Annotated in this window: 31 protein-coding genes; 28 read left to right on the forward strand and 3 right to left on the reverse strand. The window is 38.1% G+C overall.

From position 1 onward, the window contains the following. Positions 1–39: 39 nt before the first annotated feature. Both ACS125_RS12360 and ACS125_RS12365 read right to left on the reverse strand, forming a co-directional pair. Complete coding sequence (locus tag ACS125_RS12360; protein ID WP_174739164.1) at positions 40–1350, reverse strand: peptidylprolyl isomerase; 1311 nt, start codon at positions 1348–1350, stop codon at positions 40–42. Next, entirely contained in the window at positions 1350–3788 is a 2439-nt protein-coding gene (locus tag ACS125_RS12365) for an LPS-assembly protein LptD (RefSeq protein WP_238611169.1), read from the reverse strand. The genes ACS125_RS12360 and ACS125_RS12365 overlap by 1 nt, the downstream gene beginning before the upstream one ends. A gap of 120 nt (positions 3789–3908) precedes the next feature. Between ACS125_RS12365 and ACS125_RS12370 the strand changes: the two genes are divergently transcribed. The 28 genes from ACS125_RS12370 (at position 3909) to pyrF (ending at position 25969) form a co-directional block, all read left to right on the forward strand. Further along, the gene (locus tag ACS125_RS12370; RefSeq protein WP_443272401.1) at positions 3909–4922 is read left to right on the forward strand and encodes an aminoglycoside phosphotransferase family protein; all 1014 of its coding nucleotides are present in this window, start codon (positions 3909–3911) and stop codon (positions 4920–4922) included. After that, positions 4922–5611 (forward strand): N-acetylmuramate alpha-1-phosphate uridylyltransferase MurU, encoded by a 690-nt coding sequence (gene murU / locus ACS125_RS12375; RefSeq protein WP_443272403.1) that lies wholly within the window; start codon positions 4922–4924, stop codon positions 5609–5611. The genes ACS125_RS12370 and murU overlap by 1 nt, the downstream gene beginning before the upstream one ends. An 87-nt stretch (positions 5612–5698) precedes the next feature. Beyond that, positions 5699–6331 (forward strand): 16S rRNA (guanine(527)-N(7))-methyltransferase RsmG, encoded by a 633-nt coding sequence (gene rsmG / locus ACS125_RS12380; protein WP_003651451.1) that lies wholly within the window; start codon positions 5699–5701, stop codon positions 6329–6331. 21 nt (positions 6332–6352) lie between these two features. Continuing rightward, positions 6353–7135, forward strand: coding sequence for a ParA family protein (locus ACS125_RS12385; protein WP_003651453.1), 783 nt, complete (start codon positions 6353–6355; stop codon positions 7133–7135). After that, positions 7132–8019 (forward strand): ParB/RepB/Spo0J family partition protein, encoded by an 888-nt coding sequence (locus ACS125_RS12390; RefSeq protein ID WP_005304694.1) that lies wholly within the window; start codon positions 7132–7134, stop codon positions 8017–8019. Before ACS125_RS12385 ends, ACS125_RS12390 begins: the two co-directional genes overlap by 4 nt. A 50-nt stretch (positions 8020–8069) precedes the next feature. Continuing rightward, positions 8070–8705, forward strand: coding sequence for a MotA/TolQ/ExbB proton channel family protein (locus tag ACS125_RS12395; protein WP_174739156.1), 636 nt, complete (start codon positions 8070–8072; stop codon positions 8703–8705). A gap of 14 nt (positions 8706–8719) precedes the next feature. Then, positions 8720–9148, forward strand: coding sequence for an ExbD/TolR family protein (locus ACS125_RS12400; RefSeq protein WP_004642621.1), 429 nt, complete (start codon positions 8720–8722; stop codon positions 9146–9148). Beyond that, a complete protein-coding gene (gene msbA, locus ACS125_RS12405) occupies positions 9145–10872 on the forward strand; it encodes a lipid A export permease/ATP-binding protein MsbA (protein ID WP_174728425.1) in 1728 nt (575 codons plus the stop codon). Before ACS125_RS12400 ends, msbA begins: the two co-directional genes overlap by 4 nt. Before the next feature lie 2 nt (positions 10873–10874). Further along, the gene (gene lpxK, locus ACS125_RS12410; protein ID WP_443272408.1) at positions 10875–11885 is read left to right on the forward strand and encodes a tetraacyldisaccharide 4'-kinase; all 1011 of its coding nucleotides are present in this window, start codon (positions 10875–10877) and stop codon (positions 11883–11885) included. Between the two features lie 9 nt (positions 11886–11894). Then, positions 11895–12656 (forward strand): 3-deoxy-manno-octulosonate cytidylyltransferase, encoded by a 762-nt coding sequence (gene kdsB / locus ACS125_RS12415; RefSeq protein ID WP_443272410.1) that lies wholly within the window; start codon positions 11895–11897, stop codon positions 12654–12656. Between the two features lie 13 nt (positions 12657–12669). Further along, the gene (locus ACS125_RS12420; protein WP_443272412.1) at positions 12670–13650 is read left to right on the forward strand and encodes a DNA polymerase III subunit delta'; all 981 of its coding nucleotides are present in this window, start codon (positions 12670–12672) and stop codon (positions 13648–13650) included. 10 nt (positions 13651–13660) lie between these two features. Then, on the forward strand, positions 13661–14002 hold the full coding sequence (locus tag ACS125_RS12425) for a PilZ domain-containing protein (protein ID WP_003651467.1): 342 nt from the start codon (positions 13661–13663) through the stop codon (positions 14000–14002). A 17-nt stretch (positions 14003–14019) separates the two neighbouring features. Then, the gene (locus ACS125_RS12430) at positions 14020–14793 is read left to right on the forward strand and encodes a TatD family hydrolase (RefSeq protein ID WP_443272414.1); all 774 of its coding nucleotides are present in this window, start codon (positions 14020–14022) and stop codon (positions 14791–14793) included. A gap of 36 nt (positions 14794–14829) precedes the next feature. Beyond that, positions 14830–15438, forward strand: a complete 609-nt coding sequence (locus ACS125_RS12435) for a TetR/AcrR family transcriptional regulator (protein ID WP_013198082.1) — start codon at positions 14830–14832, stop codon at positions 15436–15438. 9 nt (positions 15439–15447) lie between these two features. After that, entirely contained in the window at positions 15448–16002 is a 555-nt protein-coding gene (locus ACS125_RS12440) for a type II secretion system protein (RefSeq protein WP_005304714.1), read from the forward strand. Then, positions 15992–16372, forward strand: a complete 381-nt coding sequence (gene gspI, locus ACS125_RS12445) for a type II secretion system minor pseudopilin GspI (protein ID WP_004792732.1) — start codon at positions 15992–15994, stop codon at positions 16370–16372. Before ACS125_RS12440 ends, gspI begins: the two co-directional genes overlap by 11 nt. Next, a complete protein-coding gene (gene gspJ, locus ACS125_RS12450) occupies positions 16372–17073 on the forward strand; it encodes a type II secretion system minor pseudopilin GspJ (RefSeq protein ID WP_443272417.1) in 702 nt (233 codons plus the stop codon). Before gspI ends, gspJ begins: the two co-directional genes overlap by 1 nt. Beyond that, entirely contained in the window at positions 17073–18032 is a 960-nt protein-coding gene (gene gspK, locus ACS125_RS12455) for a type II secretion system minor pseudopilin GspK (protein ID WP_443272419.1), read from the forward strand. Before gspJ ends, gspK begins: the two co-directional genes overlap by 1 nt. Positions 18033–18260: 228 nt before the next feature. After that, positions 18261–18857, forward strand: a complete 597-nt coding sequence (locus tag ACS125_RS12460; protein ID WP_353155157.1) for a 6-pyruvoyl trahydropterin synthase family protein — start codon at positions 18261–18263, stop codon at positions 18855–18857. 53 nt (positions 18858–18910) lie between these two features. Continuing rightward, positions 18911–19624: a uracil-DNA glycosylase gene (ung, locus tag ACS125_RS12465; protein ID WP_353155155.1), complete on the forward strand. Its 714-nt coding sequence runs from the start codon at positions 18911–18913 to the stop codon at positions 19622–19624. Then, positions 19621–20745 (forward strand): enoyl-CoA hydratase/isomerase family protein, encoded by a 1125-nt coding sequence (locus ACS125_RS12470; RefSeq protein WP_443272422.1) that lies wholly within the window; start codon positions 19621–19623, stop codon positions 20743–20745. The genes ung and ACS125_RS12470 overlap by 4 nt, the downstream gene beginning before the upstream one ends. A 4-nt stretch (positions 20746–20749) precedes the next feature. Beyond that, the gene (gene tadA / locus ACS125_RS12475) at positions 20750–21253 is read left to right on the forward strand and encodes a tRNA adenosine(34) deaminase TadA (protein WP_443272424.1); all 504 of its coding nucleotides are present in this window, start codon (positions 20750–20752) and stop codon (positions 21251–21253) included. Positions 21254–21320: 67 nt separating this feature from the next. Then, a complete protein-coding gene (locus tag ACS125_RS12480; protein ID WP_013198075.1) occupies positions 21321–21761 on the forward strand; it encodes an SRPBCC family protein in 441 nt (146 codons plus the stop codon). A gap of 10 nt (positions 21762–21771) precedes the next feature. After that, entirely contained in the window at positions 21772–22452 is a 681-nt protein-coding gene (gene cmk, locus ACS125_RS12485) for a (d)CMP kinase (RefSeq protein WP_049836527.1), read from the forward strand. A gap of 111 nt (positions 22453–22563) precedes the next feature. After that, a complete protein-coding gene (rpsA, locus tag ACS125_RS12490) occupies positions 22564–24237 on the forward strand; it encodes a 30S ribosomal protein S1 (protein ID WP_004792715.1) in 1674 nt (557 codons plus the stop codon). A 156-nt stretch (positions 24238–24393) separates the two neighbouring features. After that, a complete protein-coding gene (locus tag ACS125_RS12495) occupies positions 24394–24696 on the forward strand; it encodes an integration host factor subunit beta (RefSeq protein ID WP_003651488.1) in 303 nt (100 codons plus the stop codon). 25 nt (positions 24697–24721) lie between these two features. Continuing rightward, positions 24722–25087: a lipopolysaccharide assembly protein LapA domain-containing protein gene (locus tag ACS125_RS12500; RefSeq protein WP_004792713.1), complete on the forward strand. Its 366-nt coding sequence runs from the start codon at positions 24722–24724 to the stop codon at positions 25085–25087. Between the two features lie 186 nt (positions 25088–25273). Then, positions 25274–25969 carry an orotidine-5'-phosphate decarboxylase gene (pyrF, locus tag ACS125_RS12505; RefSeq protein ID WP_443273970.1) on the forward strand — a complete coding sequence of 232 codons (696 nt, stop codon included), beginning with the start codon at positions 25274–25276 and terminating at the stop codon, positions 25967–25969. On the opposite strand, the gene ACS125_RS12510 is transcribed toward pyrF, so the two are convergent. Then, complete coding sequence (locus ACS125_RS12510; RefSeq protein ID WP_174732208.1) at positions 25966–26877, reverse strand: lysine exporter LysO family protein; 912 nt, start codon at positions 26875–26877, stop codon at positions 25966–25968. The genes pyrF and ACS125_RS12510 overlap by 4 nt on opposite strands. Between the last annotated feature and the right edge of the window lie 31 nt (positions 26878–26908).

Below are 26908 nucleotides of genomic sequence, written 5' to 3' on the forward strand. Positions count from 1 at the left end.
AACCTGCGATGAACGCAGGTTTTAATGAAGACAAAAGACTTACTTTTGTAAGTTCTTTTTGTCTAGACTTGGATCTTTAATTTCTACATAAGCATTCGCACGCACTTCACGCAACCAGCTGTCGATTTCAGTATTAAATTGACGTTCACCTAAAATTTGACGTGCCATACGCTCTTGATATTCATGAGTCATATCTTTTTCACGTTTTTCAGTTACTTGTAAAATATGCCAACCGAATTGAGTTTGGAATGGTTCGCTGATTTCACCGACAGGAATTTCCTGCATTTTCTTGTCAAATTCAGGCACCATCATGCCTGGAGTAACCCAACCTAAGCTGCCGCCATCTCGCGCAGAGCCTGTATCATTTGAGTAGGTCGCTGCAAGAGTTGCAAAATCATCGCCAGCTTTTAAGCGTTTATAGATGTTGTCAATAATTTGCTTGGCATTTTCAAGGCTAACCACTTCAGACGGTTGAATAAGAATATGGCGAGTTTGATATTGAGGTACTAAAGCTTTTTGCTCATTTTGTTTGCGTTCAATAAGTTTTAAAACATGTACACCATCACGTACTGAGATTAAGTCGGTTGTTTGACCTTCTTGTAATGGGGTAATACGGGCTGCAAGTTCGGCGGGAATGTCTGAAAGTGGGCGGAATCCCATGTCAGCACCTTCAACTTTTGTATTTGCAGTTGAAAGTTTTTTCAATGCGTTTATATCATTACTTTGTGCAAGCTTCGAACGTACTTCTTGAGCTACAGATTGAACTTCCTGCGGATTATCACCAGTAATACGCATATGAATTACGTGTGCTTGGTTGCCTAAAGCAGCCTGTCCCTGAGGTGATTTCAAGAAGTTTTCTACGTCTTGGTCACTAATTTTAATACGGGACATGACTTGTTGTTGGCGCAAACGGCTAATCGCTAAATCTTCAGCGATTCGGCCACGTAAACTTTCATAAGTTCCTGGTGCCATAGCATCCAACTTTTGCTGGAAAGCTTCTAAACTTTTACTTCCAGATTGACTTGCTACTTTTAAGACTGCTTCATTTAAGCTTTTTTCATCAGGTTTGATGCCATATTTTTTAACTTGTTCAAGTTGTGCCTCACGCAAGATGAGTTGATCTAACACCTGAAATTGTAAATATTGCTGAGGTGGAACCTCTTTTTTTTGTGCTTGTAGTTCGTGAGCGGCTTCAGCCATCCCTTGTTGAAGATCACTTTTTAAAATTACGCTATTGTCCACAATTGCCACAACTTCATCAGCGGGTTGGGCAAAACTATGCATTGATGAAGAGATTAGGGCAGCAAGGGTAGTTGCTTTAAAAAACTGTTTAAGATGCTTTGTCTTCATTAACGTTGTGTCCAAGATTGATTAATTTTGTTAAAACCTAAAACGCGATTTTCAAGTAAAGACGCGAGTTTATTGTTTAAACCACCTAAACCTTTTAGCGTAATTTCGGCCATAATGGCACGTTTTTCACTAACATCTGGAGATTTTGGATCATCTAGATCGTTATAGTATGAGCGACCATAGACAGAAATGCCCCAGCAACATGACTCATAGTTAACCCCTAGTAATATCTCGCGGGCAACATCATTGTCCATGTCATATTGTACGTGGCCCATAATACGCCAATTATCTTTAACTGGTTGTATAAACGATGCAACAACCTGATCGTAAGTATCTTGACGTCCTGCAATATCTTTACGGTAGAAATAGCCTAAGTTATATAGGTTTCCTTTATCTCCAGTATAATAAACTTGGAAATCACGCTGAGCATTGTCACCATTCGACATCCATGCTGAGTTAGCAGCAATGGTGAAGTTTTGGTTTAACTGGCTTGTTAAACTTACAACTGGACCAGTGTTACTTTCAGTATCAATCTCATCTTGTTGCTTTAATGTCACACGACGATCTTCAAAATAATAACTTTGACCAACACTTGCACGTAAACGCTCTAAGCCGACTGTGTCAAAAAGGCTATAGCTTACGCCAAGTGATAGAAAGTTGTTGTCTTCAAGACGGTCATGTCCGTAGAAGCGGTAAGGGTTAAATAATTGATCGTAACTTACTGATGCTGAAGTTGAGTCAAAATTTGGATAGTTGTCTTGGTTTTTGTATGGAGCATATGCATAAAACGCACGAGGGGTAAGTGTTTGTAGGTACTTGCCCTCACGTTCAAAATTCAGTCCAGTATCCAATGTGAATTGAGGTACAACGACTGATTTATTTTCAGAACCGCCATCTAGACCTTGAGATGCGATACTGTCCTTATCGTAGAATGTTTGAATAGAACGTACTGAAACTTCAGGGATTACAAATGCAGCTGGTGTGCGGTAGTTGTAACGTGTTGCAAACTGGTTGTAAATACGTGTACCGCTACTTTCCTGAGCAGAATCATCATTAATTGATTTCTTGAAGTATGCAGTATCGTTATTAAATTCGTATTGTAAACCTAATGGATTACCCGTGACATAATTTAATAAGAATTGTGGTAAGCGTGCATAAGGCTTATCAACATCGGCAATATCAGGATCAAGTGTTTGGAAATCTTCGACTTTAAGCTGAGCTTTTAAACCCGGAATACCGTGTTGATAGTTAAGTTCCCATGCTCTGCGTAAGTTTAGGTCTGTTTTAGAGTTAGGGCTGCTATCTAAATCTGAGAAATAGTCTTTATCTGAAGCGTAGTTGTATTCTAGATTGGTCGACCATTGATCGTTGATATTCCAGTTATGTAAGAAATGGAAATCTTTACGATCTTTATCATCATATTCTTTGTCAGATGGCAACATGCCACCCCACATTTCACCCGCACCAAAGCCATCGGTTAAATATCTAAAGTCACCTTTTAACATTGCACCGCGGTCTGCTAAATAGCGCGGAGTAAGTGTCAGATCATAGTTAGGTGCAAGGTTTAAATAAACTGGAACAGAAAGCTCAACACCACCATCGTTTGAGAAACCAAACTGTGGATTGAGAATACCTGTAGTTCGGCGATCATCAATTGGGAAATTAAAGTAGGGAATTGCTAGAACTGGAACATCTTTAACATATAGTTTTGTTCCGTGGGTTGTACCACGTCCAGTTTCCTGATTTAACTCAATTTTATTTGCTTGAATTTTCCAACCAGGTTTTTGACCCGGTGGACAAGTCGAGTAGGTAGCATCGTTAAGAACCATCACATTTGGTGATGTTCTTTCGATTTTCCCTGCATGACCATGAGCATGTTGCTGTTCAGAAATATAAAAACTATTTTCTAAATTACCAGTCTGGTTTTTTAGGTTGTAATTAATTTCGTCACTCTGTGAAAGCAACCCACCTTGAGCGAGTTGTACTCGGCCTTGTGCGTGTGCAAAGGTTTGTGTCTTATCAATCGTAACCTTGTCAGCACGAACTGTGCGTCCTTCCTGATCAATAGTGACATCGCCTTCTAAAACCGAGTCACCGGCAGGATTATAATGTCCATAATTAGCCGTAACGACAGAGGTTGTCTTATCGGCATCTAAGGCTTTGGTCTGTGGGTTAATCGGTGTAACCCAAGTACCCTGGCAAAATGCCGAGCTTAAATATTTATTGTCACGAAGCTGGGCCTCAGGTGCAGATTTATCAACATAGTACTGTTGAAAGAATTCTTGACCCGGGTAGGCTTCTTTGATGCTCGCTTTAAGTTGATTATTGTCTATATTGGAGACAACATCAGCTGACTCAGCATAACTTGATTGTATGGAGCCACATAAGAGCGTAAAAATAGCTGTCGCTAAAGGATTAAATTTAAACTGATGCTTCATTGTCTCATTAACCAAGTATGCTAATTCACAATTAATTATTGTCGCATCATAGAGAAAAAGTTTATAAGTGGCTACACTTAACCCTTCAAAAATCTCAGCTTGTTTTAGATTTTATTGCAAATGAATACACAACGTGAACAATTGATATATACATGGCTTACATCTGTTCTTAAAAATGATCAATTTAAGATCGCTTTTTTAGCAGGTGATGCAAGCTTCCGACGTTATGCGCGTATCCAGTTACAAAATAAAACGTATATGCTCATGGATGCCCCTCCAGAAAAAGAAGACTGTGTTCCGTTTGTGACCATTGACGAATTTTTTGCAGGCCATGGTGTACGCGTACCTCAGATCGTCGCGAAAGATTTGGTTCAAGGTTTTCTGTTATTGGAAGATTTTGGTGATGTGCTGTTGTCTACATTATTAAATGATGAAACAGTCGATAAATATTATGAACAAAGTTTTAAACAACTTATTCAATTGCAATCTATTGATGGGACTAACCAGTTTCCAGCTTATTCCTACGAAAAATTAATGTCGGAAATGCAGTTGCTTACAGACTGGATGTTGCCATCGCTTGCTATCCAGCCGACTGCTGAGCAGAAAAAAACGATTGATGATGCATTTGATTTCTTGGCTCGTGCCGCAGTAGCTCAACCGCAAGTTATTGTACATCGAGATTTTCACAGTCGTAATCTGATGAAAATTGAAAATGAACTAGAGCTTGGGGTAATCGACTTCCAAGATGCTGTTATTGGCGCTGATACATATGACTTAATTTCGATTACTCGTGATGCATATGTTCAATGGAATGCTGAGCATGTTTATCAATGGTTTAGAACCTTTTATGACTTATTGCCTGAGTCTGCCAAACAGAACCGCAGTTTTGAGCAGTTCAAGCGTGATGCAGATTTAATGGCTATTCAACGCCATATTAAAATTCTTGGCATTTTTGTTCGTTTGTTTGAGCGTGATGGTAAGTCTGGATACTTAAAAGACTTGCCGCGAGTCATGTGGTATTTACTCGAAGAAAGTCGTGGTTACGCTGAACTTGAAGAATTTATGGTATTTATGAATAACATAGTGATGCCTAAATTTATCGAGAAATATGGTAACTATGAGGTGGCAGCATAATGAAAGCAATGATTCTTGCTGCTGGCTTAGGTAATCGTATGCGTCCACTTACGCTATATACACCAAAGCCTCTGCTTGAGGTGGGCGGTAAGCCTCTAATTGTGTGGCATATTGAAAAGCTTAAGAAAATTGGTGTAACTGAAATTGTCATCAATTCTGCATGGTTGGCCGATAAACTCATCGGTAGTTTAGGTGATGGTTCGCAATTTGGTGTGGATATCCGTTGGACACGAGAGGATGAGGGGCTAGAAACAGCGGGTGGAATTATTAATGCTTTGCCACTGCTTGGAACGGATCCGTTTATTCTGGTGAATGGAGATGTATGGACCACAATGGATTTTGAAGCTCTACCCCATATTAAGTTAAATGATGATTTAGCACATCTTGTATTGGTTGATAACCCTAAACAGCATCCTGAAGGCGACTTTACATTATTGGATGGACGCACTTTTACATTTGATCAAGATGTGACGGGTGAGAACCTCACTTTTAGTGGTGTGTCTGTTATCAATCCTAAGCTTTTTGATGGATTGGAACCAGGTAAACGTCCTTTAGCTCCACTGTTGAAGCAAGCGATGCACAATCAAAAAATATCTGGTGAAAAGCTTAAAGGTGCATGGGTAGATGTGGGAACGCCTGAGCGTTTATTGGAGCTAGATTTGCAAATTCGTGAAGGCTTCTACGATTAACTGTGTAATCCCTAATCGTTAACTAGTGTTCCACGATGCATAAATGGGTATACTTTGTTTTAAATTTTACTTAGATGTTATCTGTTTATGCATCCGTTTTTTCAAGAGTTACAACAGGGTAGTCAAAAATTAGGTTTATCGCTTAGCGATGAAGCTTTGGCATTATTGTTAAAGTATCAAGATGCTTTGGTACTTTGGAATAAAGCATATAATCTGACAGCAATTCGTGATCCGAAAGAAATGTTAGTGAAGCATTTGTTGGATAGTCTAAGTATTTTAAATGACTTACCTGAAGGTAGACTGCTTGATGTGGGTACAGGTGGTGGAATGCCTGGCATGATTATTGCTCTTTGTCAGCCACAACGCCAATGTGTTCTTTTAGATTCTAATGGTAAAAAAATTCGTTTTTTGAAGCAATTTATTGCTGATCTTAAATTGAGTAACGTTGTGGCAGTGCAAACACGTGTTGAGAATCAAGATACAATTGATGAGCTTGGCCAGTTTGACGTCATAACAAGTCGAGCTTTTGCTTCTTTAACGGACTTTGTAGATGCAGCTCAGCCATACCTTCATCAGAGCAGTATAATCGCAGCGATGAAAGGTGTAGTGCCAGTTGAGGAAATTGAGCAGCTCAAGCAGGACTTTTCATGTAAAGTGATTGAACTGCGCGTACCAAGACTTGATGAACAACGTCATTTACTTTTACTTCAACGTATCTAAATAAAAAGTATTAAGGTTACCATGGCTCAAATTATTGCGATTGCAAACCAAAAGGGTGGTGTTGGTAAAACAACGACTGCAGTAAATCTTGCAGCGTCTCTAGCTGTATTAAAAAAACGTGTATTACTTGTAGATATGGACTCACAAGGTAATGCTACGATGGGGTCTGGTATTCAAAAGAACGATCTTTTGTATTCAATTACAGATGTTCTTCTTGGCGAAGTTCCAATTGAAACAGCCATTCAAAAAGCAGAAGTTGGATATAAAGTTCTAGGCTCTAATCGAGAGCTTTCAGGTGTAGAGCTCGCTATCGCAGAGCAGGAAGGTCGTGAATTCATTCTAAAGAATGCTTTGAATGAAATCAGAAACTCATTTGACTATATCATTGTGGATTGTGCTCCAAGTTTGAGTTTGATTACTGTCAATGCTTTGGCGGCTGTAGATAGTGTAATTATTCCAATGCAATGTGAATATTATGCGCTAGAGGGTTTGGCTGATTTAACTCAGACTATTGATCGTATTCAAAAAGCACTCAACCCTGATTTAGAAATTATTGGTGTATTACGTACGATGTACGATGCACGAAATGCTTTAACACGTGATGTGTCTGCAGAGCTAGAGCAATATTTCGGCAAAAAACTTTATGATACTGTTGTTCCACGAAATGTTCGCTTAGCAGAAGCACCAGCACACGGGTTGCCTGTTATCTATTTCGAAAAAAGTTCTAAAGGTGCAGTTGCATACTTAAATCTTGCAGCTGAGATGTTAAAGAGAAGTAAAGTGAAGAAAGGAAGTAAAGTATGAGCATCAAAAAACGCGGATTGGCTAAAGGACGTGGTTTAGATGCATTACTTGGTTCAATTCAAAAAGAAAAACTACAACTGGAAGCACAGGCGTTAGACCACGGACAGTTAAAGCAAATTGATGTGAATTTACTGAAACGTGGTGAATATCAACCACGTCGTTTTATTCATGAGCATGATTTACAAGAGTTAGCATCTTCTATTGAAAAACATGGAGTGATGCAGCCTATTGTAATCCGTCCAGTTGATGATGAAACACATCCATATGAAATCATTGCGGGTGAGCGTCGTTGGCGTGCAGCTCAACTTGCGGGTTTAACTGAAATTCCTGCAATTGTTCGTGACTTAAATGATCAGGTTGCAATTGCATTAGCGTTAATCGAAAACATTCAGCGTCAAGATTTAAATCCAATTGATCAAGCAATAGCTCTACAACGCTTTCATGATGAATTTGGTTTAAGTCATCAAGAAATTGCTGACACAGTTGGTAAAGCACGTACTACTGTCAGTAATCTACTGCGCTTATTGAGTTTAGCTGATGATATTAAAGATTTCATGCAGCAAGGGCAGCTCGATATGGGGCATGCTCGAGCAATTTTGACCTTGAAAGGTAAAGATCAATTAGAAGTTGCTAAAATTGTAATCGAGAAAGGATTGTCCGTTCGTCAAACAGAGCAATTGGTGCGTGATAGAAGTGAGCCTAAGCAGGAAAAGGAAAAAGCGCCTGTAGCACCAGATATTGAGCAATTGACACAGAAATTATCAGAGCGTTTTGGCGCTAATGTAAAAATTGATCATAACCAAAAAGGTAAAGGTAAACTTGTTATTCATTACCATACCTTGGATGAGTTAGATGGCATTTTAAATATTTGCTTGCCAGAATAATTTGCAGTTGGGTCATGTATTTCTAATTTTATATTCTTGGGGAAGAACATATGTGGGAACTTGTGAGAGCGGGTGGCTGGTTGATGCTGCCTTTAATTTTATGCTCAATTTTAACTGTTGCGATCAGTATTGAACGTTTTGTTCGGTTAAGACGTTCACAAGTTCTACCCGAAGCATTAAGCGGTAAGAGCTCTTTAAGAGCTGAAGATATAGTGGAAAGTTTAGAACAAAATGTAGAAGTGCAAAATAGTGCATTGGGACACATTTTAAAAGCAGGCTTTGAGCATCGCGAACAGGGCGAGCAATTTGCTCGTGCGCAAATGGAAGTTGCAGCTTCTCAAGAAATTTCCTATTTAGAAAAAAATATTAATTTCTTGGGTACTTTAAGTGCTGTAGCGCCGTTACTCGGATTGCTTGGCACTGTGGTGGGAATTATTGAATCATTTCTTGTGATTGATTTTGGATCGGCTGGTAGTCCAAGTTTAATGATCCCTGGTATCTCTAAAGCATTAATTACTACAGCTGTGGGAATGTTAATTGCAATTCCTGCTCTAATTGCTTATCGCTATTTCCAAAGAGTAGTGCAAGATTATATTGCTGAATTAGAACAGCAATCGACCTTGTTTCATGCTTCATTGTTCTATAAGCGCTCTTCGCCTTTAGCTGAACACCGCCGTGTTGGTTAAGAGGTGGATGCCAAGTGAAGTTTAAACGTTCTCAAGTTGAAGACATTCATATCAATTTAACGCCTATGATTGACTGTTTGTTATTCATTTTGGTTTTTTTATTGTTGTCGACCACTTTTAATCAGCCAAGTCGCATCAATTTAACATTACCAGATGCACAAGGTGTTCCACCAAAACAGTACGATCATAAAATTGAAGTCGTGGTAGACTCTGCTGGTCATTATGCTGTGAATGGTCAAGCGCTTTCATCTAAAGAGGTTGCTGATCTGAGTACTGCAATTAAGCAAGTTGCTCAAGAGCACCGTGACTTTATGTTCATCATTGCTGCGGATGCCAAAGCGTCTCATCAGGATGTAATTCGCGTTATGGATGTGGCAGGACAACTCGGTTTTGTTAACATCAATATTAGTACCAAAGTTCCTTCTAGAGGTTTTTCTGAGTGAATCAAGATTTTAAGGTTTATACGCGTCTCTTAGCCTATTTAAAACCTTATTGGGGCGTGGCCTTATTAGTACTTATCGGGTTCGGTATTAACTCAGCAACAGAAGTTTCCGTTGCTAAATTGATTAAATTTATTATTGATGCAATCCAAAACAGTAGTAGAGCAGATTTGGATTGGTTCCCGTTATTAATTATTTTATTAGTATTCTTCCGCGGCTTAGGCCTATTTATGGGCGGTTACTATACTGCGGTGATTTCCCGTAGTTTAGTTTTTAGTATTCGTCAGGAAGTTTATGCGAAACTTTTAAAACTCCCAGCACAATATTACTTAGATAATTCATCTGGTCATATTACCGCCAAAATTATGTATAACGTTGAACAGCTAACAGCTGCTTCTTCGGAATCATTAAGAACCATTGTTAGGGATGGGATGATTACTATTGGACTATTAGGCTATCTGTTCTATACCAATTGGCGTCTTACCTTATGCGTTTTTGTGTTTTTACCAGTCATTGGTGTATTGGTACGTAAAGCTTCGAAACGTATGCGAAAGCTTTCGTTACAAGTTCAAGATACAATGGGTGATGTGAACCATGTTGTTCAGGAAAGTATTAATGGTAATGCTGTAGTAAAAACTTTTGCTGGTGAAGAATCTGAACAAAAACGTTTTTATAAGTCATCGGAAGAGAACTTAAAACGTGGTTTAAAAATGGTGATTGTGCAAAACCTGAATAGTCCAGTTGTTCAGGTCGTAATGGCTTGTGCTATGGCCCTTATTGTATGGTTAGCTTTACGACCTCAGATTTTAGGTAATACAAGTGCTGGTGAATTTGTAGCTTACCTTACTGCAGCTGGCCTGTTAGCAAAACCTGTTAAAAGCTTGACTGATGTTAATGAAAAGTTACAACGTGGTTTAGCAGCAGCTCATTCTGTTTTCGAATTACTAGATTTACCTGAAGAGCAAAATAACGGTCAATTGAAACCTAAATTAAATGGGGCAATCCGTTTTGATCATGTGACATTAAATTATGCTGATGATGTGGCTGCTATTAAAGATTTTTCTTTAGATATTCTCCCAGGTCAAACAGTGGCATTGGTTGGTCGTTCAGGAGCTGGTAAAAGTTCATTAGTTAATATGTTGGTACGTTTCCAAGAAGTATCGAGTGGACAAATTTATTTAGATGATTTGCCAATTAATGATATTGAACTTTCTTGCCTGCGTACGCAAATTGCAATGGTAAATCAACAGGTTATATTATTTAACCGTACTGTTCGTGAAAATATCGCATATGGTCAGTTGGAAGGTGCATCAGATGAAAAAATCTATGCAGCGGCAAAAGCAGCCTATGCACATGACTTCATCATGAATTTGCCAAACGGTTATGACACTGTTTTAGGCGCACAAGGTTTAAACCTATCTGGTGGTCAGCGTCAACGAATTGCAATTGCTCGAGCAATCTTAAAGAATGCTCCAATTCTAATTTTAGATGAAGCTACAAGTGCTCTCGATAATGAATCTGAACATTTTATTCAGCAAGCATTTGATGAAGCGATGCAAGATCGTACAACAATCGTTATTGCACACCGTTTATCAACAATTGAAAATGCTGATCGTATTGTAGTGATGGATCAAGGACAAATCGTTGAGCAAGGTACTCATAAAGAGCTTCTCGAGAAACATGGTGCTTATTATCAATTACATCAGCGTAATTTTGAGGATAACTAAGCATGTCATTGGCCCAGCTGATCCAGAATGCATGGAATAAGCAATCGAGTTGGTTGATTGCTTTACGTCCATTATCTTGTTTGTATCGTGCTGGGTTTCTATTAAATCGTAATTTTTATACTGTGGGTTTAAAGAAAGTTTATAAGGCACCTGTACCTGTCATGGTGATTGGTAATATTACCGTGGGTGGAAGTGGAAAAACTCCATTATTAATACAACTGGTGAATTATCTACAACAGCATAATGTCAAAGTTGGGGTCATTAGCCGTGGGTATGGTGGTACAGGTCCTTTTCCAATGTTGGTTACTTCGGGTGCTCAAGCAACTCAGGTTGGAGATGAGCCTGCATTAATTGTTCAATCAACAAGTGTACCAATGGCAGTAGGTCCTAATAGGCAGGCTGCAATAGAACTTTTATTAGCATCAACATCAGTAGATTTAATTATTAGTGATGATGGTTTGCAGCATTGGGCACTGGGACGACAAATCGAGTGGATTGTACTCGATCAAAATCGCGGCTTAGGAAATCAAAAACTATTACCTGAAGGATATCTGAGAGAGCCAGTTGAGCGTTTAGAAACTGGAACAGTAATTGAACATGCGTATAAACCAACTACAGAGTTAAATATGCATCTTGAGACTGGACAGCCATATTTACTCAATCCTTCGCAAAGCGCCGAATACGGTTTTAATCCTCAAAGTAATTATCATGCTGTAGTGGGTATTGGCTTTCCACAGCGTTTTTATCAAACACTTAAAGGTTTAGGCCTGAAACAATTTCAAGAACATGCGTTTCGTGATCATCATGATTACTCAATCGATGATTTAATTTTTAATGATGAACTGCCACTTATTACAACTGAAAAAGATGCGGTTAAATTATTGCCATTGCTTGAAAAATATCCAGAATTTAAACAGCCTATTTGGGTTGTTCCTGTTAAAGCTATTCTGTCTGTAGAGTGTTATCAGGTTTTAAAGCAGCAACTGCAACAACTTGATATCCAATTATCTTAGGAAGAAAAAATGAAACACATCGTCATTCCAGCACGCTTCTCAAGTTCGCGTTTGCCAGGTAAACCCTTGTTGCTTATTCATGGCCGTCCTATGATTTTACGTGTAGTGGATCAAGCCAAAAAAGTCGAAGGTTTTGATGATCTATGTGTGGCAACAGATGATGAACGTATTGCTGAGATTTGCCGTGCAGATGGTGTAGATATTGTTCTTACAAGTCCTGATCACCCATCAGGAACAGACCGATTAAGCGAAGTTGCGCGCATTAAGGGTTGGGATTCTAATGACATTATTGTAAATGTTCAGGGAGATGAACCTTTATTACCAGCCCAACTTGTTAAGCAAGTTGCAAAACTTTTGGTTGATAAACCAAATTGTTCAATGTCGACGTTGTGCGAGCCTATTCATAGCTTAGATGAATTTCAGCGCGATAGCATTGTAAAAGTCGTCATGTCTAAACAAAATGAAGCTTTATATTTTAGCCGAGCAACTATTCCTTATGATCGGGATGGGGCTAAACGTGAAGAACCGACTTTACATACACAAGCATTTCGTCATTTAGGTTTATATGCGTATCGAGTGAGCTTATTGCAAGAATATGTGACCTGGGATATGGGTAAGCTTGAAAAATTAGAAAGTCTTGAACAATTACGTGTTTTAGAAAATGGACATCGTATTGCGATTGCTGTTGCTCAAGCAAATTTACCACCTGGTGTGGACACTCAAGCTGATCTTGATCGCTTAAATAATATGCCTGTCGAATCTTTTGAATAAGCGTTAATTTTTAATGAATCCGAATGTAACTTCAATGGTTTATCCTTGGCAGAAAACAACTTGGGATACCTTAACAACAAGGTTTCCCAATATTGGACATGGCCTATTATTCTATGGCAAGGAAGGCTGTGGGAAACATGCTTTTGCTAAGCATTTTTTGGCGTGGGTACTTTGTCTAAATAAGCAACCTCAGGGTGCTTGTGGTGAGTGTAGCAGTTGCCAATGGTTAAAATCGGATACTCATCCAAATTATGTCCATATCACAACAGATGAAGAAAATAAAAAGCAAAATGCAAAAATAAAAATCGAAAAGATTCGAGATTTACTGCCTTTTGTGCAACAAACAGGAGAGGGTTGGCGCGTTATTCTTATTGAACCTGCTGAAGCTCTAAACTTGGCATCTTCAAATGCGCTATTAAAAACCTTAGAAGAACCAGGTGAGCGTGTTGTTTTAATTTTATTGGCCGATCACTACCTTAAATTACCAGCCACTATTCGTAGCCGATTGCAGCACTTTGCTTTAGATCGCATTTCATATGAGCAGGCTACTTCATATTTGAATGAGCATTTATCTGAAATTGCAGAAGTACAACCTGATTTATTGCTTGGTCTATCTAATGATATGCCTTTACAAGCCATAAAAATTGCAAAAAGTGATTGGTTTACTAAACGACAGATTTTCTTAAATGACTGGCTAAAAATTGTAGCTCAAAAAAATATGCCTTTATTTTTCTCAGGAAAATGGCAAAAAGAATTAAGTTTTAGCGATTTTATCGTACTTTTTGAGTACTTGTTGGGAGATTTAATTTGTGTCAAGCTAAATCAACCGCAGAAAAATACAGATTTAGATTTTGATCAATTAAGTCCATATTACGATTTAGAAAGCTTATTCAATATTTATAGTGAACTACAACAAGCAAAAAAGCTTGTTGAGCAAAATGTACAAAGTCAACTTATTATAGATCAATTGTTTATAACTTTAATGAATATTTAAGGGGAAGATTATGCAGCCGCAAATGGGGGGGATTATTCAGGTAAATATTCCTGATAGAGCTACTTTGCAAGCAAGCTATATGGGATATGTGCAAGGTGGAGGCCTATTTGTACCATCAAAACAAAAAGTAAAAATGGGACAAGAAATTTTCATTTTAGCTACTTTGCCTGAGCAGTCTCAAAAGATTCCTCTTACTGGTAAGGTGATCTGGATATCGCACAAGCAGAGTGGATTTAAACCTCAAGGTTTTGCTATTCAATTAAGTGGGGATAAGGGAATTTACTATAAAGCTGAGGCAGAAAGAGTTTTGGCTGGTAGTATGTCTCTAGATCGTCCAAGTTATACCATGTAATCAAATAGGATAGAAAAGTGTTTGTTGATACGCATTGCCATTTAACGATGTTAGATTTAACGCCTTATAACGGCGATCTGGACCTTGCGCTTGCAGCAGCGCGAGCAGAAGGTGTGTCTAAATTTATGGCAATATCCGTTGATCTTGATGACCACATTGCACTAGCAGAGATTGCAAAGAGACATGAAGACGTTGGTTATACAGTAGGTGTTCATCCTTGCGAAGATGCCGATACAATGGCTCGTACCACGACCGAATACTTGATTGAATTGGCTCAGTCGAAAAAAGTATGGGCTCTGGGTGAAACTGGACTGGACTACTATCACAGTACAGATTTTGTTGAAGAGCAAAAGGCATGTTTTGCAAGACATATTCAAGCTTCGAAAACTGTAAAAAAACCAGTTGTCGTTCATACGCGTTCAGCAAAGCATGATACGGTAGATATTATTCGTGCTGAAAACTCCACCCATGGAATTTTGCATTGTTTTACCGAAGACTGGGAAACAGCAAAGGCTGTTCTGGATTGTGGTTATTACATTTCTTTTTCAGGTATTGTTTCATTCAAAAATGCACAAGACTTGCGTGATGTAGCTAAACAAGTGCCATTAGATCGGCTTTTAATTGAAACAGATAGCCCTTATTTGGCACCTGTTCCATACCGTGGAAAAACAAATGAACCAAAATATGTACCTTATGTAGCCAAAGCGCTCAGCGATGTATATGATAAATCGGTTGAGGAAATTGCAATGATCACCTCACAAAATTTTGAGAACTTGCTAAAAGCGATTTAAGTTATAGAAACTATATAAGAGAGTAATTGCGTGAAGATGGATCGTCAGGCTCAGTTCCGAGCAAGAGAAGTATTAATATTTCAGGTTGCGGAGCAATTATTGCTAGAAAATGGCGAAGCTGGAATGACACTTGATGTCTTGGCTGCTGAGCTTGATTTAGCAAAAGGAACTTTGTACAAACATTTTCAAAGTAAAGATGAATTGTACATGCTGTTGATTATTCGTAATGAGCGTATGTTACTCGAAATGGTTCAAGATACTGAAAAGGCCTTTCCAGAACATTTGGCCTTTTTTATGCTGCATCATTTACACCATCCTGAACGGACAGTTTTATTTCATCAAATTGAGGAAAAACTTTCGATTACAGCTCAAGGTGTGCATCACCTTTTTAATGAGCTTTATCAAGTGCGTAAACAGCGATTACGAATTATCATTCGCATGACAGATCACTATTTAGAATCGATTCAAAGCAATATGACAACTCGAGATTATCTGGCTTCCATTTGGTCGTTAACTCATGGTGCAGCAGCTATTCTCAACTCAAGTTTTTACCAACGCTATTTAGGTTCACGGGACACTTTAAGAGTGGCTTATATTGATCAGGCATTAGCCTTACCTAAACAAACTGCTGAACAATATGCTTAATAGGTCGATATGAAATCTCAATCACCGCCTAAATCACAAAAAGGTTTTACCCTCATTGAAGTGATGGTGGTGATTGTTATTATGACGATTATGACCTCTCTTGTTGTACTTAATATAGGTGGGGTTGACCAAAAGAAAGCGATGCAAGCAAGAGAGTTATTTTTGCTTGATGCCCATAAAATTGGTAAAGAGTCACTTGATCAGTCTCGTGTTTTAGCTCTATCTACTATGAGTGAAACTGACGTTTCTCCATTTTCTTATGAGCTGTATGAATACCACGATCAGAGTAAATTACAGGTACAAGATTTAAAAAATCGTTGGCAGAAATACCCAGAATTTACTACGCGCCAATTGCCTAAACATGTATCGTTTACAGTACAACCTCTAGATGGTCAAACCTATTCAAAAGCTACAAATACAGATTTAATTGGTGGGCAGGCTCCGCAGTTAATCTGGTTTGGAAATGGTGAAGCTAAAACAGTTAAAATACAGTTTTACTTTGAACAAAAACCAATTGGTTCAGAAATACAAATTGATCATTTGGGTAAAATAAATGAAATCTAAAGGCTTTACTCTATTAGAGGTAATGGTAGCTTTAGCAATTTTTGCGGTAGCTGCCGTCGCGTTAACTAAAGTAGCCATGCAATATACCCAATCTACCTCAAATGCAATTCTTAGAACAAAAGCTCAGTTCGTAGCAATGAATGAAGTTGCCTTAATGGAGATAAATCAAGAATGGCTTCAAGGTACTCAAAGTAAGCAAGTTACTTCGCAAGGTGAAACCTGGCAGATTGATAAATCTGCTGAATCTACAGTCAGCCCGAATGTTCAGAAAGTAGATTTGCAAATTAGCTTATATGATTCCGATAAAGGAAAAGTTCAAAATGGTATTACCCACTTGGTATTTTTTAATTATCCAATGAAAGCAAAATAATGATAAAAAATAATTATCTTCGCTCGAGAAGTCCAGCTTCTCGTCTTGCTGCACGATCGAGCAGTGCTCGATTAAATCGTGCATCAGGATTTACTTTAGTTGAGCTTTTAGTCGCAATTGCAATTTTTGCTGTTCTATCTTTGTTGGGTTGGAAGATTTTTGATTATTTATTAAAAGTCCGTGATCGTAATGCACAACACGAAGTGCAATTATTTGAATTGCAAGATGCTTATCAACAAATTTTACGTGATACGTTGCAAATTATACCTTTATCGGCTAATCAAGGCGGGCAATTACGTCCAGCCTTAGAACTTGATAATCAAGTTCTTCACTTTAGTAAGGCTGGTGTTACGGATCCCTTAAAACAAGGGTTGTCACCTTTTGAGCGTATCGAATATCGATATGATCCTGATCAAAAAAAGCTTTATCGTCTTAAATATAGTAATTTAAATACTTCAAACAGAGAGCAACCATTATCAAGTACGTTGTTAAACCAAGTTGAACAATTTCAAATTATGGTACTAACGCCTCAAGAAGTGACAAAGTGGCCAGAAATTAATATTAATCCCACAAAACCTGAAGAATTTAGAAAGCTGCCGAAAGGAATAAAAATACAGCTCACAGTTGCTGGTGTAAGTTATGAGTGGATTTATAGCTTAAATCAAGGTGATTTATCGCTCTCCAATAAAGGAGTGGGATAGTGTTGCATTATAAAAAAAGCCAGCAAGGCGTTGCTTTGCTCACCATTCTAATTATGGTTGCTTTGGCTACAATTTTAGCTGCCTCTATTGCAAAGCATCAAACCAATACGATGGAAAATACTGGTTATTTGATGCGTCAAAATCAGTCATTACTCTATGCAAAAAGTGCAGAGGCCTTTTTTTCTGAATTATTAATTCAAGATGCAAACAATGCTGGTGGCGTTGATCATTTAAAAGAAACATGGGCACAACCGATGCCACCTTTTCCAATAGAAGATGGAACAGTATCAGGACGTTTACTGGATGACTCAGGCAAATTTAACCTAAACAATTTGACGACGAATGAAGGTAAGGTAAACGAAGCTGCTAAAAATTGGTTTGAGCGATTACTTGTACGTGTAGGCTTGCCAGCAGAATTAAGTCAAGCAGTTATTGATTGGCAAGATCCAGATGACGAACCATCTGGGCCTATGGGTGCTGAAAGCAGTTATTATGAAGGTCTTGATCCTAGCTATTTAGCTTCAAATGCTAAATTTCATCGTATTGAAGAGTTAAAATTAGTAAGAGGGTTTGACGGTAAGAAATATGATTTAATTGCTCCTTATATTTCTGCATTACCTGAAAGTACAAAAGTGAATATCAATACAGCCTCGCCATTAGTTTTAGCGAGTATTGATCCAAAATTAGATTTAGGGGCGGTAGAAAAAGAGCTCCAGATGCGCCAACAAAATTTAAAATTCTTTCAAAATATTGATGAATTATGGCAATTGAATGCTTTTTCAACAGTCGACACTCAAAAGAGAACTGAAGTGAATAGCTTATTAGATGTAAAGTCGAGTTTTTTTCAAGCACAAATTGAGGTCGTGCTAAATAATCGAAAAAGACAATTTACAAGTGCACTAATGCGTAATGATAAGCAGGTTTATGTTTATTCTAGAAACATGTCACCATTTAACTAATTGAAAAATTTTGGTTTATTTGTTTTTATCATGTTGTTAAAAAGTCATATTTAGAAACTTCTCTGATGATTGAATAAAATGAAGATAAATTTTCTATATATTTATCTTCAATATTTCTTCACAAGTCTTATCATACTTTTCGCTAATTGTTTCTAATTGAAAAGTGGTGCGAAGTTTTCGTCTTTTGCTTTATAATAATGTTCCTAGAAGGAATGATCGATTTGGCACATGTTAATTCGTAAGTTATTTAAGTTTGAAAATGCACATGTTGTAAGAAACTGTACATCGGATCGTTGTAAGCGATCAATTCATGGACATAGCTATAAAGTCGAATTATTGCTTAAAGCTTCGAAATTAGATCATGGACAAATGGTTTATGATTTTGGGCTTCTAAAAGGGGTAATAAAAGACCTTATTGACAGCTTTGATCATGCAATCTGTTTTTGGGAAAAAGATGATTCTCAATACATTGATGCTTGTCAGACTTTTAGTGCTCGTTGGATTTCTTTACCTGTTTCACCTTCGGCCGAACAGTTTTCACGTATTTTCTTTTATCTAGCTCAGCAAGTTTTACAATCAACCATCACTCAAAATGGGGAAGGTGATGTTGAGGTTTATTCAGTTATTGTTCATGAGACTGATACTGGATATGCACAAAGCTTTATTGAAGATATTCAAAATGAACAAATGGGGATTTTAAGTCTCGATGGAATTGTTTTTTCAGACCAAATTCAGATAGAGTGGGCAAATCCTCAAATGTATGAAGACTTGAAAAATGGGATTAAATTTAATAATCCTCAAGTTGATTTACAAGTCGAAGTATAAGTCGAATTACTTACAGTATTTGTAGAATTGAAAATTGATCTAGGATGACATTAATGCAATTAACTGAGCAACAGCAAGATAAACTCAGTAAAGTTCAATTAGAAGAAAGCTGGAAAATACCTTTAGCGCCTTTTTTGTTAAGCCCTCAAATGGATAATTTGCGCGATTTCTTATTTCAAGAGAAACAAGCACAAAAAATAATATATCCACCGAGTAAACAAATCTTTAGTGCTCTAAACACGACACCATTGGCTGATGTGAAGGTCGTTATTCTTGGACAAGATCCATATCATGGACCAAACCAAGCAAATGGATTAAGTTTCTCTGTTCAAAAAGGTATTGCATTACCACCATCTTTACGTAATATTTTTCATGAATTACATACAGATTTGGGTATTCCAGCTCCTCGTCATGGCGACTTAACGAAATGGGCTACGCAAGGCGTACTTTTACTGAATAGCGTGCTTACTGTCGAAGCTGGACAGCCAACCTCCCATCAAAAGCAAGGTTGGGAAGCATTTACGGATGAAGTTATTGATGTCCTGAATGAGCAAAGAGAACATGTAGTATTTATTTTGTGGGGTGCTTATGCACAGCGCAAAGGACAACGTATAAATAGAGATAAACACTTGGTTTTAACCGCTGCACATCCATCGCCCCTTGCTGCAAACAGAGGTGGGTTTTTTGGATGTAAAGTGTTCTCAAAAACAAATCAATATTTGAAACAACATGGCATTGAGCCCATAGACTGGCAATTGGACGCATGATGAACTCTCCCAATCTAAATAACTATCACCCGGACTTGGTGGTCGAAGAAGCAAAAAACGGCTGGCGTATAGTACGTTTGAATCGTCCTAAATCATTGCATGCTTTAGATGAATCAATCGTAACGGCATTATTACGAGTATTTGAAGATTTTCGTGATAATGAGAGCGTTAAAGCAATTTGGTTAGATTCAACTACACCAAAAGCTTTTTGTGCAGGTGGTGATGTTAGAAAATTACGTCAACTTGTTATAAATCAAGAAGTAGACACAGCGAATAAGTTTTTCCAGCAAGAGTATGCTTTAGATTTACTCTTACATAATTATGCTAAGCCTGTAGTTGTTTGGGGCGAAGGTTATGTTATGGGTGGTGGTTTGGGCCTGTTTATGGCAGCTCCATTCCGTCTAGTAACTCCATATTCTCGTTTGGCAATGCCTGAGATTAATATTGGTTTATATCCAGATGTAGGGGCGAGCCGTTTCTTGGCAGATCGTGGGCCAATAGGCTTGTTTACTGGTTTAACTGGTTCAATCATGACAGCCGCTGGAGCATATAGCATTGGTTGGGCAACACATATTTGTGAAGCACAGCGTGATAATGTTTTGCAAAAAGTTTTAAATATTAATTGGGCTCATTATCCTGCTGGGGATTTCCGCGCAATTGATGATACTTTAAATAGTTTGCATCGTCCTGTTGCGGCCGGCCCATTACAAAACTCACTTGATGTGATTCATAGCGTTTGTCGCGGTTTTAATTTTGAACAAGATTATCAAGCTATTGTGAGCTTGCGTGATGCTAGTAGTGATTGGTTGCGCCAAGCGAGTGAGAACTTACAAAAAGGATCCCCTAGTACTGCGGCAATCACTTGGTTGCTGTGGCAATGGGGTAAACAGATACATTCTTGGGATGAGGTGTTTGACCTAGAAGCTCAGATTTCTGAGTGGAAAATTCGTCATCCTGACTTTGTTGAAGGGGTTCGTGCACGGTTGGTTGATAAAGATTTATCACCAGAATGGAAACCATGTGAAGACTTAAGCTTAAGAGGTATATTAGCTGATTGCCCGCCAGTGACTTCAATAGATAGCTGGAATGCGTTAGTTAGACAACACGGTGTGATCACCTAAATACATGACTGAATATAGTGATGAATATTGGATGCAGCTTGCTTACGAGCAAGCTGAATTAGCTGCACAACAGGGTGAAATTCCTGTCGGTGCGATTGTAGTAAGCCAAAATCGAGTGATTGGTTCTGGCTATAATGCTCCAATTAGTGTGTTAGACCCAACTGCACATGCAGAAATTCAAGCTATCCGTGCAGCATGCTTATCATTAAATAATTATCGATTACCTGACGATGCGACTTTATATGTCACTCTTGAACCATGCACAATGTGTGTAGGCGCATTAGTACATGCAAGAATCAAACATGTAGTTTTTGGTACAACAGAGCCTAAAGCAGGTTCATTGGTAAGTGCTCGTCAGTTATTACAAGATGGTTATTACAATCATAGATTTACCTTTCAACAAGGTTGTTTACAAGAAAAATGTGCCCAACAACTTAGCCATTTTTTCAAACAAAGACGCGAGCAAAAGAAACAAGAAAAACAACAGAAAACGTCCTTAAATGATTAAAAAGTAACACGAGCTTATGGCAAACTAACGCGATTTTACTGCCATGTTTTTTAATAAGGAATATTCAATGCGTAATGTAATTACCGTAAAAAAAGAATTTAATGCTCCTCTTAGTGACGTATTTAATTTGCTTTCTAAACATGCAACTTACAATACTGCTTTTGCGCCATTACAAGTCGTACGTGTGAAAGACTCAGCAGATTCTAAAAGACCTGATGGTTTAGGTTCAGTTCGTCGTATGGGATTTGGCCCAATCAAGCCAATTAAAGAAGAAATTACCTTGCTTGAAGAAAATAAAAGCATTGAATATAAATTAATAGACAATCCTTTGATTAAACATCATTTAGGTCGAATCGAGTTTTCTGAAATCACCCCATACATAACTTTAGTTACATATCGCATCGAGCTAACGGCAAAAGCTCCAGTGGTAAGTAAATTAATCCTTGCACAGCTAAAACTAGCCATTACACTAGGCTTTTCGAGATTAGCTAAAGCAGTTGCTTCTTAGTGAGAGTTCAATGACAGTTCAAATTATTACTATTGATGGTCCGAGTGGTTCGGGTAAAGGAACATTGGCAGCAAAACTTGCAGCATATTATCAATATCACTTACTCGATTCTGGTGCCTTATATCGTTTATTGGGGTTGTCATTACATAAGCACGATTTATTAGATAAATTAGACAGTCAACTCGATGAATGTATTCAATATGCACGTCAATTAGATATTAAATTTGAAACTTCCGCAGCAGGTATTCTAGTTTTTCTAGATGGCGAAGATGTATCTCAAACAATTCGTACAGAACGTGTGGGTGAATATGCATCGAAAGTTGCGGCAATTCCTGAACTTAGACAGGCATTATTTGAGAGACAAAGAGCTTTTGCACAAAAACCTGGCTTAGTTGCAGATGGTCGTGATATGGCTACAGCTATTTTTCCAGAAGCAAATGCAAAAATTTATCTGACTGCTTCGGCTGAGTCGCGTGCTGAGCGAAGAGTAAAACAGTTGCAGGGCATGGGCCTAGATGCTAAAATAAACGACATTTTAGCTAATATACAGGCGCGTGACAAAAGAGATATGGAGCGAGAAGTTGCTCCGCTCAAGCCAGCCAAAGACGCTTATATCATTGATAGTTCGGAATTAACGATCGATCAGGTATTTAAGTTGATGGTTGATTATGTCGATAGCCGTACCATTTAGCAAATAGAATTATCAGTTGACGCATAGCTTGATCAGTCTATAAAGACTATGTTGATACTTAACTAAACCGGCCTTGTCTGATCCAAGACCGCTGAATTTATCAGGTATATCATGACCGAATCTTTTGCAGCCCTCTTTGAAGAAAGTGAATTAAACCTCAACGTTGAAAAGGGTGCAGTCATCCAAGGTGTTGTTGTAAACATCGATAGCGACTGGGTAACTGTTGACACTGGCCTAAAGTCTGAAGGCATTGTTGACCGTGCTGAATTTTTAAATGAACAACGTGAACTTGAAGTTCAGGTTGGTGATACTGTTGACGTAGTTGTTGAAGCTCTTGACAATGGTATGGGTCAAACAGTTTTATCACGTGAAAAAGCTAAGCGTGCTGAAACTTGGACTAAACTTGAAAAAATCTTTGAAGATGGCGAAATCGTTACTGGTGTTATCTCTGGTAAAGTTAAAGGCGGTTTCACTGTTGACATCGGTCCTGTTCGTGCATTCTTACCAGGTTCATTAGTTGACACTCGTCCTATCCGTGACACTACTCACCTTGAAGGTAAAGAGTTAGAGTTTAAAGTAATCAAACTTGATGCTAAACGTAATAACGTTGTTGTATCTCGTCGTGCTGTTATGGAAGCTGAATCTTCTGCTGACCGTGAAGCATTACTTGCTCAACTTGAAGAAGGTCAAACAGTTACAGGTACAATCAAAAACCTTACTGATTACGGCGCATTCGTTGATCTTGGTGGTATTGATGGTCTTCTCCATATCACAGATATGGCTTGGAAACGTATCAAGCACCCTTCAGAAGTTGTTGAAGTTGGTCAAGAAGTTACTGTTAAAGTACTTAAATTTGACCGTGAGCGTAACCGCGTATCTTTAGGCCTTAAGCAATTAGGCGAAGATCCATGGTTAGCGATCATGAGCCGTTACCCTAAAGGTTCTATCGTTAAAGCTCGTGTAACTAACTTAACTGACTACGGTTGTTTCGCTGAAATCGCTGAAGGCGTTGAAGGTTTAGTTCACGTTTCTGAAATGGACCACACTAACAAAAACATCCACCCATCTAAAGTTGTTCAGATTGGTGATGAAGTTGATGTTATGGTTCTTGAAGTTGACGAAGAACGTCGTCGTATCAGCCTTGGTATCAAACAAACTCGTGCTAACCCATGGGAAGAGTTTGCTAAAGCTCATGAGAAAGGCGAAAAAGTATCTGGTACTATCAAGTCTATCACTGACTTTGGTATCTTCATCGGCTTGAATGGCGGTATCGACGGTTTAGTACACTTGTCTGATATTTCTTGGAACGAGCAAGGTGAAGAAGCTATTCGTCGTTACAAGAAAGGTGACACTGTTGAAGCTGTTATCTTGTCTGTAGACGCTGAAGGTAACCGTATCAGCCTTGGTATCAAGCAATTGAACAGCGATCCGTTCAATGATTTCTTAGCTGCTAACGAACGCGGTGCTTTAGTTAAAGGTACTGTAACTGCAGTTGATGCTCGTGGCGCAACTGTTAAGTTGGCTGACGAAGTAGAAGCTACTCTTAAAGCTTCTGAAATCAACCGTGACCGCGTTGAAGATGCAACTAAATTCTTAGAAGTTGGTCAAGAAGTTGAAGCGAAAATCATCAACGTTGATCGTAAATCTCGCTCTATCAACTTGTCTGTTAAAGCAAAAGACGAAGCTGAAGAGAAAGAAGCAGTTGCTAGCTTGCGTACAGCAACAACAAATCAAGAAAATGGTCCTAAGACTATTGGTGATTTGATTAAAGCTCAAATGAAGTAATAGGTTAACAAAGTACAGTTTCATGTAACGGAATTGTACTTTTTATACAAATTACTGTAAACGGTAGCCTAGTATTCAACATACTGCGCTACCGTTTTGTATTTAAACAGGTTATTATCAGACGACATAGAGTAGCAATAAATAACGAGGTCGTAGATGACTACTGAAGCTCTTAATAAGTCTGATTTGATTGAACGCATTGCGCTGAAAAACCCACACTTAGCTGAACCTTTGGTGGAAGAGGCGGTTAAAATTATGATTGATCAAATGATAGAGGCCCTATCAACTGATAATCGAATTGAAATCCGTGGTTTCGGTAGCTTTGCTTTACACCACCGTGATCCAAGAGTTGGTCGTAATCCTAAAACTGGAAGATCAGTAGAAGTGGCAGCTAAAGCTGTTCCACATTTCAAACCTGGTAAAGCACTGCGTGATGCAGTCAACGAATCCGGGAAATAAATAAAAATTTATAAGCGGGGTGCCTATGCGTTATATTTTAATTGCATTGCTTATTGTTGTATTTGGTTATTCTTTAGCACTTGTATTGCAAAATCCAACAGAGCTGTCTGTTGATTTGTTATTTACCCAAGTTCCAGCTATGCGTTTAGGCTTATTATTGCTACTCACATTGGTGCTTGGAACAGTGGTTGGTCTTTTGTTAGGTGTGCAAGTTTTCAGAGTATTTCAAAAAGGCTGGGAAATTAAACGTCTTCGTAAAGATATTGACCATTTGAGAAAAGAACAGATTCAAAGTGCTCAATTGGCAGCAGCAGAAGCCGCTGCAAATGTAAGACATGAAAAAACCGTTTTAGATGTTTATCCCCAAGATAAAAACTCTACTCCGTTATAATTTGAACACTACTCTTTATTTACGAGTAAAGAGTAGTAAATTCCTTAATTTATTAGCCTGTTTTTCTTTGTATTTATTCTAAAAATAAGTCCCCATAAGATTATTGTCTCTAAATTTGAAAGCCTTCCTTATACATTTCTTTATTACTTGATAACTTGTCTATTATAATGATGCTGATTTTATATGATGGAAGAAAGTCTCTTGAGTATCATTGTTGCGTTAGATGCAAAAAGCCAATATGACGCTTTAAAAATTGTTGAACAACTTGATCCTGCTTTATGTCGTGTAAAAGTGGGTAAAGAGCTTTTTACTCATGAAGGCCCATCTGTTGTAAAAAAACTTCAAGAACAAAACTTTGAAGTTTTTCTTGATCTTAAATTTCATGATATTCCAAATACTACCGCTCAGGCTGTTTGTGCAGCAGCTGACTTAGGCGTGTGGATGGTCAACGTCCATGCTTCAGGTGGCCGTAAAATGATGGAAACTTGTGTAGAACGCTTAAAAGCAGGTAACTATCAAACTCAATTAATTGCGGTTACTGTGTTAACTTCAATGGGACGTGAAGATTTAAAAGATATTGGTCTAGATGTTGAGCCAGTAGAACATGTAAAACGCTTAGCTAAACTCACTAAAGAAAGTGGATTAGATGGTGTGGTTTGTTCGGCGCAAGAAGCGAAAATTCTTCGCGACTTAATTGGAGACTTCTCTTTGGTAACACCTGGTATTCGTCCAGAAGGTTCAAATGCGGACGACCAAAAACGTATTGTGACTCCGAAGCAAGCTATACTTGATGGTTCTACACACTTAGTCATTGGTCGACCGATTACTAAAGCAGAAAATCCAACAGAAATGTTGAAGTCTATTCTTGCTTCAATTGCTTAAAAATTTAGGAATAAGCTAATTAATAGCGGGGCGAGTAGGCTTAATAATAAGCCGCTCATCATGGCATGTGGTACATAATGTGTACCACATGACTGTTTTACCATGGCCAAGGTAACATCCATTGACGTTGCGCCAGCACTTGAGATAGCAGGGCGTGGAAAACGCCATCCCATTGTATACATTAAAAATATAGCAACAATTTCTCTAAATAAGTCAGTTAATAATGCAATACCACCTAGTTCTGCCGAATGTAATTGCGTAAACAAGATCCCTGACATTGAGTACCAGCCATAACCTTGTGCTAATGCTAACGTCTCATTCAGTGCAAAATGCTTGCTAAGCAAAAAGTAGTTAAAGAAACCCGCTATACATGAACCGATAAATGCAGCCAAAGGTACAATTAAAATCTTCCAGCTTAACCACGTACGATTAAAATGAGTGAAGGCAAGTTCAATACCAATTAAGAAAATAAACAGTAATAATAAATACCAACTATTAAAGGCCATATGTGAATTGAATTGAGTGGCGATAGCTCCTAATAGAACACCCACGCCTAAAGCAAGAAAGGCCTTTGCAATATTTTTTAAAGCATTTACAAAAAGTTGAAGTGAGATTTTGCCTTTGACACTTTGTTTATCAAAAATTGTATAAGCCAATAAACAGATAAAGAAAGAACCAAAAGATGTTGTAATAGCGATAATAATAGCCGGTGGAAGTATGGCAGAAGGGTTCTCAATTTGATCAAGTGCTAGCGTTAATTCTAAAGCTACACTTGCTAAGAGAATATAAGAAAAATAGGGCAGTATTTTAAAAATAAACTTTTGGATATTTAAAGATAGTTTGGGTGCTAGAAAATAGCCTGAAGCAAGTGCTAAAAAAATTTGAATAATGAGATAAAAAGATTGCATATAAAAGGTGGATTGTTTTTAACCCACCTAT

Origin of the sequence: Acinetobacter sp. PFS20 (assembly GCF_052261015.1) — a bacterium.
GTDB lineage: Bacteria > Pseudomonadota > Gammaproteobacteria > Pseudomonadales > Moraxellaceae > Acinetobacter.